This window comes from Paracoccus sp. (in: a-proteobacteria) (genome assembly GCF_047605025.1).
GTDB lineage: Bacteria > Pseudomonadota > Alphaproteobacteria > Rhodobacterales > Rhodobacteraceae > Paracoccus.
In genome coordinates this window covers 142,587-162,391 of record NZ_JASGGO010000003.1, presented here as the reverse complement: position 1 = coordinate 162,391, position 19,805 = coordinate 142,587, and the positions used below count along the sequence as shown (strand labels likewise).

Sequence of the window (19,805 nt, the reverse complement as noted above, 5' to 3'; positions counted from 1 at the left end):
CTAATAATATTTAAATATGACCAATGCCAGCAAACCCCCGCGCTATGACGAAGGCTGCCTTGGCGCCCACGCGCTGAACGTGATGGGCGACCGCTGGGCGCTTCTGGTGGTGCGCGAGCTGATGTTCGCGCCCAAGCGGTTCCAGATGATCCGCGCGGGCCTGCCGGGCGTCGCCGCCAGCGTGCTGACGCAGCGGCTGGGCGAAATGGCGCGGGCGGGGGTGGTCAGCCATGACGACGTTCTGGGGGTCTATGCGCTGACCGATCTGGGCCGGGCGCTGCATCCCGTCCTGCGCGAGCTTTGCCGCTGGGCGCTGCGCCTGCCGGGCCATGATCCGGCGCGCCATATCAGCATCTCGGCGCTGATGATCTCGATCTCGGCCACGGTGGATGCGGGGCGCGCGGCGGGATCCGCCCTGCGGGGCGGGTTCCTGTGCGGCAAAGAGGGGTTCGAGGTGATCTTTTCGCCCAAGGGCGCCCCCCTGGTCACGGCGATGCGCGCGCCGCAGGGGGATTTCCTGCTGGAAGGGACGGGCAACGCGCTGGCCGCCGCGATCTATGGGCAGGGTCCGCAGGCCATGGCCGAAGCCGGGCGGATCGGCTTGCGCGGCGACCTGGACGCCGCGCAAAGGTTCAGCGATCTTTTCAGCCTGGGGCCTTAAAGCAGGCCCAGAAGCGAATCGCCCGAGGAGATGGCGCAGGTGCTGGGGCTTTCCTCGATCTCCAGCGTCTCGACCACGCCGTCCTGGACCACCATGCCATAGCGTTTCGAGCGGCCGTTGACCCAGCCATCCGCCTGGATGTCCAGCCCCAGCGCCTTGGTGAAGCTGCCATCCGCATCGGCCAGCACCTCGATCCCGGCGCCGGTCGCGCCGGTATCGCGCGCCCAGGCGCCGGCGACGAAGGGATCGTTCACCGTCACGCAGACGATGCGCGAGACGCCCTTGGCGCGGATCTGGTCCGCGTTCTTCACGAAGCTCGGCATATGGGCATTGTTGCAGGTCGGCGTATAGGCGCCCGGCACGGCGAAGATCACCACACGGCCCTGGGCCAGTTCGGCGGTCTCGACCGGCTCGGGGCCGTTCTCGCCCAGTTTCACCAGTTTGCCTGCGGGCAGTTTGTCGCCCTTTGCGATGGACATGCGCGGTTCCTCCGTCAATTGCATCGATCCGATGGGAACTATAGGCTCTGCGCCGCAAGCAAGCCAGCGAGGGCGAAGAATGAACATCGTGATCCTTGGCGCCGGCCAGGCGGCGGCCTCGCTGGCGGCGAAGCTGCGCGGGCTGGGGCATCGCGGCCCGGTCACGCTGATCGGAGACGAGCCGGCGCCGCCCTATCAGCGCCCGCCGCTGTCGAAAACCTATCTGCTGGGGCAGATGGGGCTGGACCGCCTGACGCTGCGCGCGCCGGAATGGTGGGATGAACAGGGCATCACCCTGCGCCTGGGCGAGCGCGCGGCAGGAATCGACCGCGCGCGTCGGGTAGTGGTCACGGATCGCGGCGAATATCCCTATGGGCAACTGGCGCTGACGCTGGGGGCCACGCCCCGCCGCCTGCCCGAGACGATGGGGGGCGATCTGCCCGGCGTGCATGTTGTGCGCAACCTGGCCGACATCGCGGGCTTGCGGCCCGAACTGGTCGCGGGTCGGCGGCTGGTGGTGATCGGCGGCGGCTATATCGGGCTTGAGGCGGCGGCGGTCGCGCGCAAGCTGGGGCTTGAGGTCACGCTGGTCGAGGCCGCCCCCCGCATCCTTGGCCGCGTGGCCGCGCCCGAGACCGCCGACATGATCCGCGCCCTGCATCGCGGCCACGGGGTCGAGATCATCGAGGGCCTGGGTATCGCCCGCCTGACTGGCGCCGGTGCGGTCGCGGGCGTCGAACTGGCCGATGGCCGCCTGCTGCCCGCCGATCTGGTGATCTGCGGCATCGGCGTCGCGCCGGAAACCGCGCTGGCCGAGGCCGCCGGGCTGGCGGTCCGGGACGGCATCGCCGTCGATGCGCGGGGCCGGACCTCGGACCCGCTGATCTGGGCGGCGGGCGATTGCGCCAGCTTTCCCGGCCCCGACGGGCCGATGCGGCTGGAAAGCGTCGGCAACGCCATCGACATGGCCGAGGCCGTCGCCGCGAACATGCTGGGCGCGGGCGCCGATTACGTCCCGAAGCCCTGGTTCTGGTCGGATCAGTTCGACGCCAAATTGCAGATCGCCGGCCTGAACGCGGGCTTCGACCGGATCGTGACCCGGCCCGGCGCCAAGGGCGGCTCGGTCTGGTATTACCGCGCCGGGCGCCTGATCGCCGTCGATGCGCTGAATGACGCCCGCGCCTATATGATCGGCAAGCGCCTGATCGAGGGCGGCACCTCCCCCGCCCCCGAGGCAGTGGCCGGCGCGGCCGACCTGAAGGCCCTGCTATGAGGATCATCGGCGGCGCGTTGCGGGGGCTGAAGCTGGCCGAGATCGGCGCGGGCGATCCGGCGGCGCATCTGCGGCCCACGACCGACCGGGTGCGCGAATCGATCTTCAACCTGCTGGTCAACGGCACGCATGGCAATCCGATCCCCGGCGCGAGGGTGCTGGACCTGTTCGCGGGCACCGGCGCGCTGGGGCTTGAGGCGCTGTCGCGCGGCGCGGCACGGGTGGCCTTCGTCGATGACGGCGTGGCGGCGCGGGGCCTTTTGCGCGCGAATATCGAAAAAGCCCGCGCCATGGGCATCACCGATCTCTGGCGCCGCGACGCGACCCGCCTGGGAGAAAATCGCGGCCCGGCCTATGATCTGATCTTCCTGGACCCGCCCTATGCCCAGGGCCTGGGCGAGCGGGCGCTGGCCTCGGCGCTGGCGGGCGGCTGGATCGCGCCCGGCGCGATGGTGGTCTGGGAAGAGGCCGCGCCCCCCGCGCCCGTGCCAGGGCTGGCGCGGATCGACCAGCGCCAATATGGCGACACGGTGATCACCCTGCTGCGCCCCGAGCCCGCCTAGCCCGAGCGGTCCAGCTTGGTCGAAAGGTGGATCAGGCTTTCCGACGAGCGCACGCCGGTCAGCCCGCCGATCTGGTCCAGCACATCGTCAAGCTGGCTGGTCGAGGCCGCCGCCAGTTGCAGCAGCAGGTCCACCCGACCGCTGGTCGTATGGATACGCTCGACCTCGGGCATGTTGCGCAGCCGGGTCAGGATCCCCGCCTGCGAGCGCGGCTCGATGGTCAAAAGGCAAGTGGCGCGGATGCGGTGTTCGCGCGCGGAATCGCCCAAGCGCAGCGTATAGCCCGCGATCGCGCCCGAGGTCTCAAGCCGTTCCAGCCTGGCCTGCGCGGTCGATCGCGCGACCTTGAGCCGCCGCGCCAGCACCGCCACCGACAGCCGCGCGTCCTGCGCCAGATGGGCCAGGATGCCCCGGTCAAGCTCGTCCACGCGCGATACCCTGTCAGATTGACGCCAAGGCCGTCAGTTTAACCGGATAATCAGGCATTTCCACCATTTTCACAAAGCAATCCGACGCGAATCGAGCGCAGGATAAGATAGACCGCCATTCATTGACCGAAAGAGCGCGCATGGGACTGATCGAGGCTGGTGGCAGGACGCTTTGGGACGATCCGGCCCACATCATCCGCGAACTGGCGCCCGAACACCCGGTGATGGTGTTCTGCGCCCCTGTGCTGGTCGCGAACCTGCGCCGCTTTCAGCGCGGCTTTCCGGGATGCGTGACCTATGCCGTCAAGGCCAATCCCGACCGCGCCGTGATCCGCATGCTGGTCCGGGCGGGCATCGCGGGCTTCGACGTGGCCTCACCGCATGAGATCGAGTTGATCGGCCGCCTGGCCCCCGGCGCCGCGCGCCATTACCACAACCCCGTCCGCGCCGAGGCCGAGATCGCCCAGGCGCTGCGCGCGGGTATCCGCGTCTGGTCGGTGGACAGCCTCTCGGAACTGGACAAGCTGACCCGGCAGGCACTGCCGCCAGGAACCGAGATCGCGGCCCGGTTCAAGCTGCCGGTGGCGGGCGCGGCCTATGATTTCGGCGCGAAGTTCGGGGCGGAGCCGGACCTCGCGGCCAGGCTTCTGCGCCGGATCGCGGCACTGGGCCATGTCCCCTCGCTGACCTTTCATCCCGGCACGCAATGCGCCGATCCCGCCGCCTGGGAAAGCTATATCCTGATGGCGCGCCGCATCGGCGACATGGCCGGCGTGCGGCCGCGGCGGCTGAATGTGGGGGGCGGCTTTCCGTCTTACCGCGTGGCGGCCGCACCGCCCCCGCTTGAGGCGATCTTTGCCCGGATCGACGACGCCGCCACCCGCGCCTTCGGCCAGGCGCGCCCGGAGCTGGTCTGCGAGCCGGGCCGCGCGCTTTGCGCCGATGCGTTTTCCCTGATCACCCGCGTCAAGGCGCTGCGCGACGGCGGGCCGGTCTTTCTGAACGACGGCGTATATGGCGGGCTGACCGAACTGCCCCAGATCGGCAATCTGGACCGGATCGAGGTGTTTTCCCCGGCGGGCCGGCGCCGCCGCGCGCCGCCAGTCGCCCGCACCGTGTTCGGGCCGACCTGCGATTCGCTTGATCGCCTTCCGGGCGAGCTGCCGCTGCCCGGCGACCTGGCCGAGGGCGACCACCTGGTATTTCATGGCGCGGGCGCCTATTCGATCGTCACCAATACCCATTTCAATGGCTTCGGCCAGGTGACCCGCCTGTCCGTTAAGTCAGTTTCCTGAATTCGCAACCTTTCGTTCGTATTCGCATGCTAGCGTTCAGTCATGGAACAAACGAGTCGCCCTAGCGCACAGGTTGTCCTGATGGATGGCACCTTCGCCTCGCTGACCGAGGGGCGGGGGACATCGATCGCGCGGATCCATGCCATGCTGGCGCAAGGCCCGGTGCGGCTTCACTATGCCGAGGGGCAGCAATGGGCCGCCTGGCGCACGGTGCCCGAACTGATCTCGGGGGCGATGCTGGACCGCAATATCCGCCTGGCCTATGGCTGGCTGGCGCGCAACTGGCGGCCGGGCATCCCGCTTTACTTCTTCGGCTATTCGCGCGGGGCGCTGGGGGTCTGCGCGCTGGCGCAGATGATCGCGCATATCGGCCTGATCCGGGCCGAGCATGCGACCGACCAGAACATCCTCTGCGCCTGGAACATGTTCCGTTATTGCCAGAACCATCGCCCCGATCCCGCCATCTGCCACGACCATGTGCCGATCCGCATGCTGGGCCTTTTGGACACGGTGCTGTCCCTGGGCCTGCGCCTGCCCTTCCTGAACCCGTTGTCCGAGCCGGATTTCTGCTATGCGCGCGGCGTGCTGGCCCCGAATGTCGAGCATGGCGCCCATGCCCTGGCCCTGGACGAGACGCGCTGCGCCTTCGCCCCGATCCTGTGGCAATCGCCCGAGCGCGATCCCCGGATCGAGCAATGCTGGTTCCGGGGCAGCCATGCCGATATCGGCGGGCAATTGGCCGGCCACGAGACGGCGCGGCCGCTGGCGAACCTGCCGCTGGTCTGGCTGATGTCGCGCGCCGAATCGCTGGGCCTGCCGCTGCCCGCCGGCTGGCGCGACGATCATCCCTGCGATGCGGCCGCCCCGCCCGTCGGCTGCTGGCATAGCTGGGGCAAGCTGTTCCTGACCCGCGCGGCCCGGCTGGCGGGGGCCGATCCCAGCCAGGCGCTGCATCCCAGCGTCTCGGTCCCCTATGCCGGCCCGGCGCGCCTGATCGGCCACCTGACCCCCGCAGCCCAGCCCCGCCGCCCCCGCCTGCGCCTGCCGGGCGGCGACGGCATGGACAGTTCCGCGACCGCCTGAGCCTGTGGCGGCACCCTGGGAATGCCAGCCGGGCAACGGCGGTCGCATGAATCACGGGGTTGTGATCCATGGCTGGCGGCGATGTCCCGCCCGGCACCCGCAAGGCCATCGTTCAGGGCCGCCCCCGCCGGCCCCGCGACGGCGGGGGTGAAGATGCGCGTGCCGCGCGACAAACCCGCCTCCTGCCCTTTGATCATCCCGATAATCTGTTCATCGGGGCTTACGCGGCACCACTGGGGCCATGGCCCCCTCTTCATCGGTGAAACGGCTTTTCCTCATGTCGTCTGCTCCTTCAGGTTGCTCTGCCCGCTGAGAACTGGATCGTTTGGAACTGGAGTTTTCGGCTAGTATTTCCCGGCTGGGAGAGGAGTTGAAGACGATGAAGGCATCGAGGTTCACGGAAGCGCAGAAGGCGTTCATCCTGAAGCAGGGCGAGGAAGGCACGCCGGTCGCCGAGATCTGCCGCAAGGCGGGGATCAGCCAAGCGACCTGCTTCAACCGGAAGAAACGTCATGGCGGGTTGCTGCCCGACGGGGTGCGACAGCTGAAAGCGCTTGAAGACGAGAACGCGCGCCTGAAGAAGATCGTGGCCGACCTGACACCTGACCGCGAGATGCTGTGAGGCACGTCATCCGCCGAAAGCTCTAAGGCCTGCCCGCGCACGGAAACTGGTCGATGGGATGTTGGTGGACTGGGGTGTGCCGATCCGCCGGGCATGTGGGGCCCTGCGCTTCGACCCATCAAGCTACCATTACAAATCCCGACGAGCCGGGCAGGCCGCTTTGGAACTGAGCATCGGGGAGATTTGCCAAACGCGGGTGCGATACGGATACCGGCGCATCCACGTCCTGCCACGGCGGGAGGGCTGTCAGGTGAACATCAGGAAGACCCGTAGGGTTTACAACGAGTTGGGCCTCCGGTTGCGCAACATCAAGGGATGGGCCGCCATTGGTTCAAGGCCATGCCGAAGATCCCAAGCGGCGGGTCAAGGCGAAGCTGCGTGATGATCGCGCCGAGGCCGTCGGGCCGAATGATGTCTGGGCGATGGAGTTCGTTCACGACCAGCTTGCCCTGGGCAACAAACTGCGCATCCTGACCATCGTGGACATTCATTCCCGCTTCTGTCCAGCGGCTGACTCCCGCTTCGCCTACCGGGGCGAAGATGTGGTCCAGACCCTGGAACGGGTCCGCGCCCAACTGGGCTATCCTGGAACCATCCTGATCTGCGGTTCCGTGAAACGGCTCTTTCTCATGCGAATCTCCTCAGCTCACGCGACGAGAAAATTCTACCTATGCAGCCCCTTAACCTTGGGGAGGATTACCAAAAGACCACCCGCATCGAGGCCGAAGCGAAGAAAATCAATCTTCTGGCAAAGCAACCCGGCACGGCGAGGCGGTTGCAAACGATGCCAGGGATTGGCCCGCTCACGGCGCTTGCGGTCGAGGCCGCGCCCGCGTTGAGCTTTACCGTGGTCGATCTGGCGCGGATGGCGACGAAAGCGGGGATAACGTCAGCATTCTGATCAGGACGATGACACAGGCCTGTCGCTGGTGCCGGCCTGGTCCGGGCGCGTCGCCTCGGTCGCCTGGGCAAGGGCGACCTCTCATGTCCCCCGGGATATTTGGGCAAGAAAGACGGTCAGCCCTTCTTGCCGATGCGCGGCTCGGTGCCGGCCAGGATGCGGCCGATATTGGCGCGGTGGCGGATGAAGATCAGCAAGGCCATGAAGCCCGTGACCAGCGCCGGCCATGCGCCATCCAGCCAGAGCGCCAGGAAGGGCACCAACGCCGCCGCGACCAGCGCCGAAAGGGACGAGATCCGCAGCACCAGCGCCATGATCAGCCAGATCCCGCAGGCGATCAGCCCCAGCCTCCAGTCCAGCGCCAAAAGCGTGCCTAGGAAGGTCGCGACCCCCTTGCCGCCCTGAAAGCCCAGCCAGACCGGGAACAGGTGGCCCAGGAAGGCCGCCGCGCCCGCGACCAGCGCCGCCTCGGGGCCCGCCAGCCAGCGCGCCAGCAGCACCGCGATGGCGCCCTTGCCCGAATCCAGCAGCAGCGTCGCCAGCGCGGCGGGCTTGTTGCCGGTGCGCAGCACGTTCGTCGCGCCGATATTGCCCGAGCCGATCCGGCGCAGGTCGCCCAGGCCCAGCGCGCGGGTGATGACGATGCCGAAGGGGATCGAGCCCAGAAGATAGCCGATGACGGACCAGAGGATCAGGCTCATGCGGTTTCTCCGAAGACCTGCCGCCCGCCGACCCAGGTGCCGAAGACCCGGCCCTGCATCCTGGCGCCGTCGAAGGGCGTGTTCCTGGATTTCGACAGCAGCGTAAAGCGGTCCAGCACGAAGGGCGCGTCCGGGTCGAACAGCACCAGGTCGCCCGGCGCGCCCACGGCCAGGCGCCCGGCATCCAGCCCCAGGCGCCTGGCCGGGTTCAGCGCCATCGCGCGCCAAAGCTGCGGCAGGCTCAGCCCGCCCGAATGATAAAGCCGCATCGCCGCCGGCAGCAGGGTTTGCAGGCCCACCGCGCCCGGCGCCGCCTCGGCGAAGGGCAGGCGCTTGGATTCCTCGTCCTGGGGGGTGTGGAAGCTGGCGATCACGTCGATCAGCCCCTCGGCCACGGCCTCGACCATGGCCAGCCGGTCGTCCTCGGAGCGCAGGGGGGGCGTGAAGCGGAAGAAGGTGCGATAGCCGCCGACATCGTATTCGTTCAGCGTCAGGTGATGGATCGAGATCCCGGCGCTGACATCCAGCCCCGCCTGCCGCGCGCGGCGCAGCGCCGGCAGGCTGGCCGCCACGGTGATCTGGTCGGCGTGATAGCGCGCGCCCGTCATCGCCGCCAGCGCCAGGTCGCGGTCCAGCCCCATCACCTCGGCCGTGGGCGAGACGGCGGGCAACCCGTAGAGCGAGGCGAATTTCCCCCCCGTCGCCGCCGCCCCCTTGGACAGGCCCGGCTCTTGCGGATGGCCGACGATCAGCGCGCCCAGACCCCGCGCATAGGTCATGCAGCGCGACAAAAGCCGGGTATCGGCCACGACGCGCACGCCATCGGTAAAGGCCACCGCGCCGGCGTCTTGCAGAAAGGACATCTCGACCATCTCGCGGCCGTCGCGACCCTTGGTCAGCGCGGCCATGTGGCGGATGTTGACCGGCGCATCGGCAGCGCGGCGGGTAGCGAATTCCAGCGATTCCGGCGCGTCGATGGGCGGCAGCGTATCGGGCCGGGCGATCACCGTGGTGACGCCCCCCGCCGCCGCCGCAAGGCCCGCGCTGCGAAAGCTTTCCTTGTGCCGCTCGCCCGGCTCGCCGATCTTGACGCCCCAATCGACCAGACCGGGGGCAAGGTGGCGGCCGCCGCAGTCGATCAGTTCGGCGCCGCGCGGGGCATCCCCGCCCACCGCCTCGATCACGCCGTCGCGCAGGGTCAGGCTGGCGCCCTCGACCGTCAGGCCCTCGGGATCGACCAGGCGGGCATTGTGGAAATACAGGGTCATTGGATGCGCGCCTCGCTCAATTGGCCGGTTCTTTTGCGAAAGACTTCATCAAGCCGTTGCAACTGCTGTGCCAGCCAATGATGCTGCCTTGGCCAGCCTTCCTCGTCCGTGGGGTCTGCATCGGTCAGCGTCAGCCCGATCCGGGCCGACTGGCTCTGCGGCAAGGGATCCCAGTCAAGGGCACCCCCGAAGTCCTGTTCGATCCGCGCCCTGTCGCCGGCCAGAATTTCAAACCACTGCCTGGCGGCAGGTCCTTGCAGATAAAGACCCGCCTTGATGCGGTTTTCGCGTTTGCTGATCTCAAGCCGGATGATGACATTCGTCTTGCCGACGGCATAATCGGTCCATTGCTGCGCTGCCGGCTTGCGAGGCCTGATATGGCTGCCGCTTCGCAGAAGTTCCTCATTGAAAGCTTCCCAGAAGCGCAGATAGCTGGCCCGCAGCTCCGACGGCGCGCCCTCCTCGATGCTTTTCTTGGCCAAGGCGACCGACTTGCTCCAATCGTTCGGCTTGCTGACGATGTTGAACTTGGGCGCCACCGGGCTTTCGCCGATGCGCCACAACTCGACCTCCAGCCCGAAGATGCGGATGTTTTCGCCCGTGACCTCGTTCAGCCAGTCGCAGGCGGCCCGGTGTTCCTCGGTGAATCGCGCCGCGATCCAGACGATGGTGACGGCGTGCAGCCCGGCGGCATAGGTGATCAACTGGCCCAGATGCGTGTGGTCGGTGCGCTCAAGCTGGTTTTCGATCAGGATCCAGCTTCCGTCCGCCGTATCCTTGCACAGGATGTCGGCGCGGAACGGGCCGACGGAACGCTCCTGCGCCTCAAGTTCAAGGTCGATGCCCAGGGCCTCGCCCAGCAGGGCCAGATTGTCCTCGGACGCCAGCCATGGCGTGAAATGCTGCGCCTCGCTGAGCCAACCTTTCCGCAGATCGACCCGTTCCAGGCGCCCGAAGCCGCTCACGCCATCACCTCGGATGCCTTGGCGCCGCGTTCCGCCCGAAGGTTGCGCGCCAGCAGGTCCATCGCGGCCATGCGCACCGCGACACCCATTTCCACCTGGTCCTGGATCACGCTGCGATTGATGTCGTCGGCGATGGTGCCGTCGATTTCCACGCCACGGTTCATCGGGCCGGGATGCATGACGATGGCATCGGGCGCGGCCAGGGCCAGCTTTTCCGCGTCCAGCCCCCAGCGGTGGTAATATTCCCGCTCGGACGGGATAAAGCCGCCGTCCATCCGTTCCTTTTGCAGCCGCAGCATCATCACCACATCGGCGCCCTTCAGCCCCTCGCGCATGTCCTCATAGACCTCGCAGCCCCAATCGCGCGCGCCCGATGGCATCAGCGTCGAAGGCCCGACCAGCCGCAGCCGGTTCTCCATCTTGCCCAGCAGGAACAGGTTCGAGCGCGCGACGCGGCTATGCGCGATGTCGCCGCAGATGGCGATGGTCAGGCGGTGCAGCCGCCCCTTGGCGCGGCGGATGGTCAGCCCGTCCAGCAGCGCCTGGGTCGGATGTTCATGCCGGCCGTCGCCCGCGTTCAGCACGGCGCAATTCACCTTCTGCGCCAGCAGATCGACCGCGCCGGACTGCGGATGGCGCACCACCAGCAGATCGGGATGCATCGCGTTCAGCGTCAGCGCCGTGTCGATCAGCGTCTCGCCCTTCTTCACGCTGGACGAGGCCACGGACATGTTCATGACATCCGCGCCCAGCCGCTTGCCGGCCAGCTCAAAACTAGCCTGGGTCCGGGTCGAGTTCTCGAAGAACATGTTGATCTGCGTCATCCCCGCCAGCGCGTCGGAATGCTTCACCGTGCGGCGGTTCAACTGGACATAGCTCTCGGCCAGATCAAGCAGCGTGGTGATCTCGGCGGGGGCCAAAGGCTCGATCCCCAACAGGTGGCGCGCTCGGAACATGGAATGGATCCTCCGGGGTCTCGGACGCGCCCTCTATGGCAAATCGCGACGGATGCGGCAAGCGCGCGCCCCCTTGCCAAGCTGCGGATTTTGCCGCATCGCGGGCGGCATGAGCGACAAGGCCGGCCATGTCAGTTTCGTTTCCTCGGGTCCGGGCGATCCCGAGCTGCTGACCCTGCGCGCCGCGCGGCTGCTGGGCGATTGCGACGTGGTGCTTTACGACGACCTCGCCTCGGGGCCGGTGCTGGACCGGGCGGGGCCGCGGGCGGAACGCATCGCGGTGGGCAAACGCGCCGGCCGCCCCTCGGCCAAGCAGGAAACGGTGAACGCGCTGCTGGTCGAGCATGCCCGCGCCGGCCGCCATGTGGTGCGGCTGAAATCGGGCGATTCCGGCATTTTCGGCCGGCTGGAAGAGGAAATGACCGCGCTGACCGCCGCCGGCATCCCTTATGAGATCGTGCCGGGCGTGCCCTCGGCCATGGCGGCGGCGGCGGCGGCGAAGATACCGCTGACCCGGCGGCTGACGGCGCGGCGGCTGCAATTCCTGACCGGCGCCGATGTGACGGGGGGCCTGCCGCAGGATCAGAACTGGGCCGCGCTGGCCGATCCGCAGGCGACCACCGTGGTCTTCATGGGGCAGCGCACCTTTCCCGCCCTCAGCGCCGAGTTGATCGCGCGCGGCATGCCCGCCGACACGCCCGCGCTTCTGGCCGAGGCGGTGGGCCATCCGCATCAGCGGCTGGTCCGCTCGACCGTCGCGGGGCTGGCGGCGCTGCTGCAAGCCGAAGGGCCAAGCACCCATCCCGCGCTGATCCTTTACGGCCCTTTGGCGCCCGAACTGGCGCCCACCGATCCGACACAGCCAGATCCCGCGCCCTAAGGCGGCTCAGGCGGGAAAGCCCGCCGCGCGGCGCAATTCGCCCGTCACCCGGCCGCGCCAGTTCACCTGCGGCCCGGTCAGATATCTCGCCGCCACCGGGTGGCCGGGATCCAGCACCCCAAGATGCAGCAACAGCGCGGTAATCGCCGCCTCGGATCCGCGCGTGCCGCCATCCATCACCTTCAGCGCGATGCCCAGGCGCCGCTCGGGCAGGATGGCGACGAAAACCGCCTCGGCCCCGGTCTTGACCGCGACCCGCCCGCCCATGGCGCGCATCAATTCGGTGCAGGCCCGCCCCTCGCCCGCGACCAGTTCGGGATGGGCCGTCATGGCCTGGACCAGGCGGCGCCGCGCCGCGCCGCGCAGCCCCGGACCAGGATCGGCGAATGCCGCCATGGCGCGCGCCAGCCCCGCCACGCTGCACGCGAAATTCGGCGCCGAACAGCCGTCGATGCCCCAGCCGGCGGCGGTCTCGCCCGTGACTTCCTGAAAGGCGTCGCGCACGGCCGATTGCACCGGATGGTCGATCTCGACATATTCCGGCCCGGCCTTCAGGTGGCGGTTCAGCGTCAGGAAGCCCGCATGCTTGCCCGAGCAATTGTTGTGAAGCTGGCAGGGGCTTTCCGGCGTGCAGGTCAGCCGCGCCCTTTCCTCGGGATCGTTGGGCAGGTGGCTGCCGCAGCGCAGGTCCGGTTCGGACAGACCCAGGGCCGAAAGCCAGGCGCCGACGCGCGCGGTATGGATCCGGGCGCCGTTATGGCTGGCGCAGGCCAGGGCCAGATGCGCGCTTTCCAGGCGCGCGGCGTCCGCGGCCCCGCTTTCGACCAGCGGCAGGGCCTGGATCATCTTGCAGGACGAGCGCGGGAAGATGATCGCCCCCGGATCGCCCCAGGCGGCGACGATGCCCTGGGGGCCGGCGATCACCGCATGGCCCAGGTGGACGCTTTCGCGGATTCCGCCCCGCCAGGCTTCGATCAGTTTGGCCGCCGTCATCGACGCTTTTCCTCTGACAATCGCGCGATTTCATGGCGGGAGGGCTTTTTCTCGGCGCGATTTTCGCATTATCCTGCCGCCGGATGGTTGAAAATACCACCGTCATCAGCGACAAGCCCGGATAAACCGGACTATGGCAGGAGGCCAGAGCATGTTGAATTCCGCGCCGCGTGTGGCGGCCGCAGCCACCCTATTCGCAATCGCCCTTTCCACGCCGGTCCTTGCCCAGGATTCGACGAACGTGATCGGCACCGAAGGGGATTGGACGGCTTTCTCGGCAGCCAGCCCCAAGGAATGCTGGGCCGTCTCGGCGCCCAAGTCGACGCAGAACACCGACACCGCCGGCAAGCCCAAGGACGTGACGCGCAGCGACATCCGCCTTTACATCGCCTACCGCCCCGGCCAGTCGGGCGAGGTCTCGTTCTCGGGCGGCTATCCCTTCGCGCCGGATTCGGCGGTCGAGGTGAACATCGGCGGCAATGTCTTCAAGCTTTTCACCGAGGGGGAAAGCGCCTGGACCGGCTCTCCGTCCGAGGATGGCAAGCTGATCTCGGCCTTGCGCGCGGGCAGCACCGCGATCATCTCCGGGCGTTCGGCGCGCGGCACGGTGACCAAGGACACGTTCAGCCTGGCCGGCATCACCGCCATGACGAACAAGGCGCAAGCCTCCTGCAAATAGGCGCGGGACGCCGGCTTCGCCCGGCCCTCTGAACGCGGAACCCGAAGCGGGGGCCCTGGCCTCCGTTTTCGTATGCGCCCTGTTTCCTTTTGCGGGCTTTTCGCCTATATAGGCGCCTTCGCCCCTTTTATGACCGCCCGCCGGACCGCCAGCCATGAACGCCCCGATCACGCAAGACCTCCTGACCATTCCGCGCAAGCTGCCCGAGACGGGGCTGACCAATATCGTCGGCCTGACGCGCGACCAGCTGCGCGAGGCCCTGATCCAGGCCGGCACGGCGGAAAAGCAGGCCAAGATGCGCGTGGGCCAGATCTGGCAATGGATCTATCACTGGGGCGTGCGCGACTTCGCGCTGATGACGAACCTGGCCAAGGATTACCGTGCCTTTCTGGCCGAGCGTTTCCAGATCGCCCTGCCCGAGATCGTGACCCGTCAGGTCAGCGCCGACGGCACCCGGAAATACCTGCTCCGCATCGCCGGCGGCCATGAGGTCGAGACCGTCTATATCCCCGAGGAAAATCGCGGCACGCTGTGCATCAGTTCGCAGGTGGGCTGCACGCTGACCTGTTCCTTCTGCCATACCGGCACGCAGAAGCTGGTGCGCAACCTGACGGCGGGCGAGATCGTCGGCCAGGTCATGGTCGCCCGCGACGACCTGGGCGAATGGCCGCAGCCCGGCGCCCCCAAGGACGAGACCCGGCTGGTGTCGAACGTGGTCCTGATGGGCATGGGCGAGCCGCTGTATAATTTCGACAATGTGCGCGACGCCATGAAGGTGGTCATGGATGGCGAGGGCATCAGCCTGTCGCGCCGCCGCATCACGCTTTCGACCAGCGGCATCGTGCCCGAGATCGCCAAGACCGCCGAGGAGATCGGCTGCCTTCTGGCCGTCAGCTTCCACGCCACCACCGACGAGGTGCGCGACAAGCTGGTGCCGGTGAACCGCAAGTGGAACATCCAGACGCTGCTGGACGCGCTGCGCGAATACCCGCGCCTGTCGAACAGCGAGCGCATCACCTTCGAATATGTGATGCTGGACGGGGTGAACGACAGCGACGAGGATGCCCGCCGCCTGGTCCGGCTGATCCGGGGCATCCCGGCCAAGATCAACCTGATCCCGTTCAACGAATGGCCGGGCGTGGCCTATAAACGCTCAAGCTGGGCACGGATCGAGGCTTTCGCCGACATCGTGCATAAAGCGGGCTACGCCTCGCCCATCCGCACCCCGCGCGGCGAGGACATCATGGCCGCCTGCGGGCAATTGAAATCGGCGACGGAACGCGGCCGCAAGTCGCGCGCCGAGATCGCGGCCGAGGTGGGGGCCGGGGCGGCGTGATGCCGGCGGGGCGGCCTATTTCGTGTCGCTCAGGGTCTTGGCGAGTTCCAGTTCGGCCTGCGCCAGCTTGGCCTTGATCGCGCCCATCTCGACCTTGTCGGCGGCCAGGAAGATGGTGGCAAGGTTCACCGCATCGCCGGGCGTCGCCGCCAGCAGCGCGCGCAACTCGGCCTCGCTACGCCCGCGCGACAGGATTTCCAGCGCATCCGCGCGGGAATCGTGGAAGCCCACCAGCCGCACATTGTAACGATACAGCGCGCCGGCCGTCGCCAGCAGGAACATCAGGATGATGCCCGGCGGCACTTGATCCGCCACGGTCTTCCACCAGCTTTGACCCGCTTGCCGTTCGGATTCGCGGGCGGCGAGGCATTTCTCGGTCAGCGTGGCGTCGATGGCGCCATCGCCCCGGCAGAGCTTCATGAAGCTTTCAAATTCCAGCGCCTGTTCGTCCTGGCGATAGGCATAGGGGAATTGCTTGAGATTTTGCTGTTCGTTCTTGGTCTCTTGGCGCACGAAGGCGAAGGCATCGCGACGGTTCACGATTTCGGTCAACTCGTCTCGCAGCTTCTCGACCTTGATAAATTCTCGCAGATGAGGCGGCAGGATTTCATCCAGAAAGCGGGCCAATTTCCCGTCGCCCGCTGCCCCGCTATCGAGGTCGACAGGTATCTTATCCCGCCATACGTTTCCAAAACGCACCAGACTGCCATCCCCGCCATAGATCAGCACCCTATCGCCCAGCACGACATGGCCGTACAGCGCCCCTCCCACACCCGAAGGAACGGGCTCGAAATTCTCGCCGCCATCGGTCGAGCGGATGATTGTTCCATTCCAGCCATAGATCAGCACCCTATCGCCCAGCACGACATGGCCGTACAGCGAAACCTCCACACCCGAAGGCACGGGCTCGAAACTCTCGCCGCCATCGGTCGAGCGGATGATTGTTCCGTCATCGCCATAGATCAGCACCCTATCGCCCAGCACGACATGGCCGTTCAGCGAAGCCTTCACACCCGAAAGCATGGGCTCGAAATTCGCTCCGCCATCGGTCGGGCGGGTGATTGCTCCGTTATCGCCATAGATCAGCACCCTATCGCCCAGCACGACATGGCCAAACAGCGCAGCCTTCACACCCGAAGGCACGGGCTGGAAACTCGCTCCGCCATCGGTCGAGCGGATGATTGCTCCGTCCATGGCAAAAAGACGATCACCTCCATAGATCAGCAGAATATCGCCCAGCACGACATGGCCGAGCAGATCAGCCCTCACACCCGAAGCCACGGGCTCGAAATGCGCACCGCCATCGGTCGAGCGCGTGATTGCTCCGCCATCGCCATAGATCAGCAACGTATCGCGCAGCCTCGCATGGCCAGACAATCGACCCTTCATACCCGAGGGAGCCAGTTCGTTCGTCAGCGGCGCCGACAGCCCGTTATCCTCGCGGCTGACAAGTTCCCCTCGCGTGGCATCCAGCTTGGCATCCTCGGCACTGATCGTGCGAAGGGTCGCCTCCAGCGTGGCGCCGCGGCCGTCCCAGTAACTTTGCCAGAAGGGAAACCCCAGATAATAGCCCAGGCCCGCCAGAACGGTCAGAAACAGCAGCACCAGAAAGGCCCAGGCCATGCGCGGCGCGGGCGCGGCAGCGCAGATGCAGGATCACGCCGCCCAAAGGCCCCTGCCCCTCGGCCCATTCGGCGTCCAGCCGCGCCTGTTTCAGCCGTCGCGACCGCTCGGCGGATGAAAGGCTGGCAAACGACTGACTGGTCAACTTATCCGGCACAAGCCTTGTCCCGCACGATTGCGTGAACCCATCCTGCATCACGAAGCGATTCGCTTCAAATCTTCCGCAAGCCGATGAGCGACCGGATCATGCGGCCCGACACCGCGATCCTTGCCCCGCGCGCCCCTTGGCCTTAGAAGCATTCCGACCGTCAGCGAGGCTTCCATGACCCATCCGAAACCCGTCGTCCTGTGCATCCTCGATGGCTGGGGCATCTCGACCCGGCCCGAGCAGAGCGCGCCCGATCAGGCCCGCACCCCCAATTTCGACCGGCTGATGCGCGACTGCCCGCATGGCACGCTGATCACCTATGGCCCCGATGTCGGCCTGCCGCGCGGCCAGATGGGCAATTCCGAGGTCGGCCACACCAATATCGGCGCCGGCCGCGTCGTCGCCATGGATCTGGGCCAGATCGACCTGGCGATCGAGGATGGCAGTTTCTATGCCAATACCGGCCTGGGCGCGTTCATCGACACGCTGCGGGCCACGGGCGGCACCGCGCATCTGATGGGCGTGGTCTCGGACGGAGGCGTGCATGGCCATATCCAGCATGTCATCGCCGCCGCCCGCGCGGTGGCGGAAAAGGGCGTGCCGGTGGTGATCCATGCGGTGACCGACGGGCGCGACGTGCCGCCCAGTTCGGCCATGGGCTTTGTCACCGAATTGCAGGGCAACCTGCCCGACGGCGCGCGCATCGGCACCGTGATCGGCCGCTATTTCGCCATGGACCGGGACAATCGGTGGGAGCGCGTGGGCCGCGCCTATGCCGCCATGGTCCAGGGCCAGGGTCTGGCCGAGCCGGACGCCGCGCAGGCCGTCGCCGACGCCTATGCGCGCGGCGAGACGGATGAGTTCATCCAGCCCAGCCTCATCGGCGATTACGCAGGCGCCAGGGACGGGGACGGCTTCTTCTGCCTGAATTTCCGCGCCGACCGCGCGCGCGAGATCCTGGCGGCGATCGGTCAGCCCGGCTTCGACGCCTTCGACACCGGCCCCCGCCCGCAATGGGCCGCGCTTTTGGGCATGGTCGATTACTCGGCCATCCACAACACCTACATGAGCGCCGCCTATCCCAAGCGGCAGGTGGCGAACACATTGGGCGCCTGGGTCGCGGCCAAGGGCCTGCGCCAGTTCCGCCTGGCCGAGACCGAGAAATACCCCCATGTCACCTTCTTCCTGAACGGCGGGAAAGAGGCGCCCGAGCCGGGCGAGGACCGTTTCATGCCGCAAAGTCCCAAGGTCGCCACCTATGACCTGGCACCCGAGATGGCGGCGCCCGAGGTCAGCGCGAAACTGGTCGAGGCGATCCATGCGGGCTATGATCTGATCGTGGTGAATTTCGCCAACCCCGACATGGTGGGCCATACCGGCAGCCTGCCCGCCGCCATCCGCGCCTGCGAGGCGGTGGACCAGGGCCTGGGCATGATGCTGGCCGCGCTGGAGCAAACCGGCGGCGCGGCGGTGGTGATCGCCGATCATGGCAATTGCGAGACGATGATCGACCCCGAAACCGGCGGCCCGCATACCGCCCATACCGTGAACCCCGTTCCCGTCGTCGTCTTCGGCGCCCCGGCCGGGGCCAGGCTGACCGATGGGCGGCTGGCCGATGTGGCGCCGACGGTGCTGGATCTGATGGGCCTGGACCTGCCCCCGGAAATGACCGGCCATTCGTTGATCGCGCGGGGCTGAGCGGTGCGCAGGACGCTGCTTCTGCCCGCGCTGATCGCCGGGATGGCCACGCTGGCACCCGCGATTTCAGCGCAAAGCGCGGCCCCCTCGGACCAGGGCGCCGCCGCGCTGAGCCAGGCCGCCGAGGAAGCCGCCCAGGCCGCCGAGATGCTGCGCGCCGCCACCGGCCAGCTTGATGCCGCGCTGAGCAAGGAGGATCAGGTCGCTTCGCTGACCCAGATGATCCACGCCTATGAGCAGGGGCTGTCCGCCCTGCGCGACGGACTGCGCCGCGCAGGTATCCGCGAGCAGGAAATCCGCGCCGAATTCGACGCCCGCCGCGACAAGCTGGGCCGGGTCCTGGGCGTGATGACCTCGATGCAGCAATCGCCCGAGACGATGCTGCTTCTGCACCCCGCGGGCCCCGAAGCCTCGGCGCGGGCGGGGATGATCCTGTCCTCGGTCGCGCCGGGCCTTCAGGCCGAGGCGGCGGCGATGCAGCGGAACCTGGACGAAATCCGCGCCGTCCGCACCATCCAGCTTAATGCCGCGAATACGCTGGCGCAGGGCCTGGGCCAGGTGCAAGAGGCGCGCCGGCTGCTGGCCTCGGCCACGACCGACCGCTCGGACCTGCCGCCCCGCTTCGGCGAGGACCCCGAGGAATTGCGTCAACTGATCAAATCCGCCGATACGATGGACAGCTTCGCCTCGGGCCTGTCCTCGATGGAACAGGATGTCGGCCCCCCGATGGCCGATTTCGAGGGCGCGCAGGGAAGCCTGCCCCTGCCCGCGCTGGGAACGATCCTGCGCCGCTATCACCAGCCCGACGCGGCGGGGGTCGAGCGGCCGGGCATCGTCATCGCCACCGGCCCGGCGGCGCTGGTCACCACGCCCTGGCCCGCGACCATCCGCTATCGCGGCCCGCTTCTTGACTATGGCAACGTCATGATCCTAGAACCCGCGCGCGGCTATCTGATGATCTTCGCCGGCCTCGCCCAGGTCTTCGGCGAGACGGGCGACGTTCTGGCGGCGGGCGAGCCGGTCGGCCTGATGGGCGGGACCGAGCCTCCAGCCCAGGAATTCGGCGCCGAATTCGTCGCGGATGCCGCCGAAGGGGGCGGTGCGGGCCAGACGGAAACACTGTATGTTGAACTCCGCAAGGGCAAGGAAACACTGGACCCGGCAGAGTGGTTCGTGATGAATCCCATCATGGACCCGCAGGGCACGGACAGAACCCAGGACACAACCGGCCAGGATTGACCCGGCAGAACGGA

At 67.5% G+C, this 19,805-nt stretch carries 19 protein-coding genes and 1 pseudogene; 12 read left to right on the top strand and 8 right to left on the bottom strand.

Going from position 1 to position 19,805, the window contains the following annotated elements; genetic code table 11:
* Window positions 1-16 precede the first annotated feature (16 nt).
* Window positions 17-661 (top strand): winged helix-turn-helix transcriptional regulator, encoded by a 645-nt coding sequence (locus tag QM682_RS03630; RefSeq protein ID WP_415127185.1) that lies wholly within the window; start codon window positions 17-19, stop codon window positions 659-661.
* Here QM682_RS03630 and QM682_RS03625 read toward each other — a convergent pair.
* Entirely contained in the window at window positions 658-1,140 is a 483-nt protein-coding gene (locus QM682_RS03625) for a peroxiredoxin (RefSeq protein WP_415127183.1), read from the bottom strand. The genes QM682_RS03630 and QM682_RS03625 overlap by 4 nt on opposite strands.
* A 79-nt stretch (window positions 1,141-1,219) precedes the next feature.
* On the opposite strand from QM682_RS03625, the gene QM682_RS03620 reads away from it, so the two are divergent.
* Window positions 1,220-2,413, top strand: a complete 1,194-nt coding sequence (locus QM682_RS03620; RefSeq protein ID WP_415127181.1) for an NAD(P)/FAD-dependent oxidoreductase — start codon at window positions 1,220-1,222, stop codon at window positions 2,411-2,413.
* Window positions 2,410-2,976 carry a 16S rRNA (guanine(966)-N(2))-methyltransferase RsmD gene (gene rsmD / locus QM682_RS03615; protein WP_415127179.1) on the top strand — a complete coding sequence of 189 codons (567 nt, stop codon included), beginning with the start codon at window positions 2,410-2,412 and terminating at the stop codon, window positions 2,974-2,976. The genes QM682_RS03620 and rsmD overlap by 4 nt, the downstream gene beginning before the upstream one ends.
* On the opposite strand, the gene QM682_RS03610 is transcribed toward rsmD, so the two are convergent.
* Window positions 2,973-3,404, bottom strand: a complete 432-nt coding sequence (locus QM682_RS03610; protein WP_415127177.1) for an Lrp/AsnC family transcriptional regulator — start codon at window positions 3,402-3,404, stop codon at window positions 2,973-2,975. The two genes, rsmD and QM682_RS03610, sit on opposite strands and share 4 nt — an antisense overlap.
* A gap of 140 nt (window positions 3,405-3,544) precedes the next feature.
* Between QM682_RS03610 and QM682_RS03605 the strand changes: the two genes are divergently transcribed.
* From QM682_RS03605 to QM682_RS03590, 4 genes and pseudogenes are all read left to right on the top strand, one after another.
* Window positions 3,545-4,699, top strand: a complete 1,155-nt coding sequence (locus tag QM682_RS03605; RefSeq protein WP_415127175.1) for a type III PLP-dependent enzyme — start codon at window positions 3,545-3,547, stop codon at window positions 4,697-4,699.
* 81 nt (window positions 4,700-4,780) lie between these two features.
* Window positions 4,781-5,782, top strand: a complete 1,002-nt coding sequence (locus QM682_RS03600; protein ID WP_415127173.1) for a T6SS phospholipase effector Tle1-like catalytic domain-containing protein — start codon at window positions 4,781-4,783, stop codon at window positions 5,780-5,782.
* Between the two features lie 379 nt (window positions 5,783-6,161).
* Window positions 6,162-7,006: pseudogene (locus QM682_RS03595) on the top strand (transposase); the annotation flags it as partial.
* 68 nt (window positions 7,007-7,074) lie between these two features.
* Window positions 7,075-7,305: a hypothetical protein gene (locus QM682_RS03590; RefSeq protein WP_415127219.1), complete on the top strand. Its 231-nt coding sequence runs from the start codon at window positions 7,075-7,077 to the stop codon at window positions 7,303-7,305.
* Between the two features lie 116 nt (window positions 7,306-7,421).
* On the opposite strand, the gene plsY is transcribed toward QM682_RS03590, so the two are convergent.
* Genes plsY through QM682_RS03570 form a run of 4 tightly spaced genes read right to left on the bottom strand, consistent with a single transcriptional unit; the run spans window position 7,422 to window position 11,195 of the window.
* Window positions 7,422-8,006 carry a glycerol-3-phosphate 1-O-acyltransferase PlsY gene (plsY, locus tag QM682_RS03585; RefSeq protein ID WP_415127171.1) on the bottom strand — a complete coding sequence of 195 codons (585 nt, stop codon included), beginning with the start codon at window positions 8,004-8,006 and terminating at the stop codon, window positions 7,422-7,424.
* Window positions 8,003-9,274 (bottom strand): dihydroorotase, encoded by a 1,272-nt coding sequence (gene pyrC, locus QM682_RS03580; RefSeq protein WP_415127169.1) that lies wholly within the window; start codon window positions 9,272-9,274, stop codon window positions 8,003-8,005. Before pyrC ends, plsY begins: the two co-directional genes overlap by 4 nt.
* Window positions 9,271-10,239 (bottom strand): DUF4268 domain-containing protein, encoded by a 969-nt coding sequence (locus QM682_RS03575; protein ID WP_415127167.1) that lies wholly within the window; start codon window positions 10,237-10,239, stop codon window positions 9,271-9,273. The genes pyrC and QM682_RS03575 overlap by 4 nt, the downstream gene beginning before the upstream one ends.
* Complete coding sequence (locus QM682_RS03570) at window positions 10,236-11,195, bottom strand: aspartate carbamoyltransferase catalytic subunit (protein ID WP_415127165.1); 960 nt, start codon at window positions 11,193-11,195, stop codon at window positions 10,236-10,238. Before QM682_RS03570 ends, QM682_RS03575 begins: the two co-directional genes overlap by 4 nt.
* 109 nt (window positions 11,196-11,304) lie before the next feature.
* On the opposite strand from QM682_RS03570, the gene cobA reads away from it, so the two are divergent.
* Window positions 11,305-12,075 (top strand): uroporphyrinogen-III C-methyltransferase, encoded by a 771-nt coding sequence (cobA, locus tag QM682_RS03565; protein ID WP_415127163.1) that lies wholly within the window; start codon window positions 11,305-11,307, stop codon window positions 12,073-12,075.
* 6 nt (window positions 12,076-12,081) lie between these two features.
* Here the strand turns inward: cobA and QM682_RS03560 are convergent, their stop codons facing one another.
* Window positions 12,082-13,068 carry an asparaginase gene (locus QM682_RS03560; RefSeq protein WP_415127161.1) on the bottom strand — a complete coding sequence of 329 codons (987 nt, stop codon included), beginning with the start codon at window positions 13,066-13,068 and terminating at the stop codon, window positions 12,082-12,084.
* A 151-nt stretch (window positions 13,069-13,219) separates the two neighbouring features.
* Here QM682_RS03560 and QM682_RS03555 point away from each other — a divergent pair, with 151 nt between their 5' ends.
* On the top strand, window positions 13,220-13,747 hold the full coding sequence (locus QM682_RS03555; RefSeq protein ID WP_415127159.1) for a hypothetical protein: 528 nt from the start codon (window positions 13,220-13,222) through the stop codon (window positions 13,745-13,747).
* Between the two features lie 154 nt (window positions 13,748-13,901).
* Window positions 13,902-15,083 carry a 23S rRNA (adenine(2503)-C(2))-methyltransferase RlmN gene (gene rlmN / locus QM682_RS03550; protein ID WP_415127157.1) on the top strand — a complete coding sequence of 394 codons (1,182 nt, stop codon included), beginning with the start codon at window positions 13,902-13,904 and terminating at the stop codon, window positions 15,081-15,083.
* A 15-nt stretch (window positions 15,084-15,098) separates the two neighbouring features.
* Here the strand turns inward: rlmN and QM682_RS03545 are convergent, their stop codons facing one another.
* Window positions 15,099-16,706, bottom strand: a complete 1,608-nt coding sequence (locus tag QM682_RS03545; protein ID WP_415127155.1) for a WD40/YVTN/BNR-like repeat-containing protein — start codon at window positions 16,704-16,706, stop codon at window positions 15,099-15,101.
* 322 nt (window positions 16,707-17,028) lie between these two features.
* Between QM682_RS03545 and gpmI the strand changes: the two genes are divergently transcribed.
* Together gpmI and QM682_RS03535 are read left to right on the top strand one after the other, a co-directional pair.
* Window positions 17,029-18,552, top strand: coding sequence for a 2,3-bisphosphoglycerate-independent phosphoglycerate mutase (gene gpmI, locus QM682_RS03540; RefSeq protein ID WP_415127153.1), 1,524 nt, complete (start codon window positions 17,029-17,031; stop codon window positions 18,550-18,552).
* A gap of 3 nt (window positions 18,553-18,555) precedes the next feature.
* A complete protein-coding gene (locus tag QM682_RS03535; protein WP_415127151.1) occupies window positions 18,556-19,791 on the top strand; it encodes a murein hydrolase activator EnvC family protein in 1,236 nt (411 codons plus the stop codon).
* The last annotated feature ends 14 nt before the right edge of the window (window positions 19,792-19,805 follow it).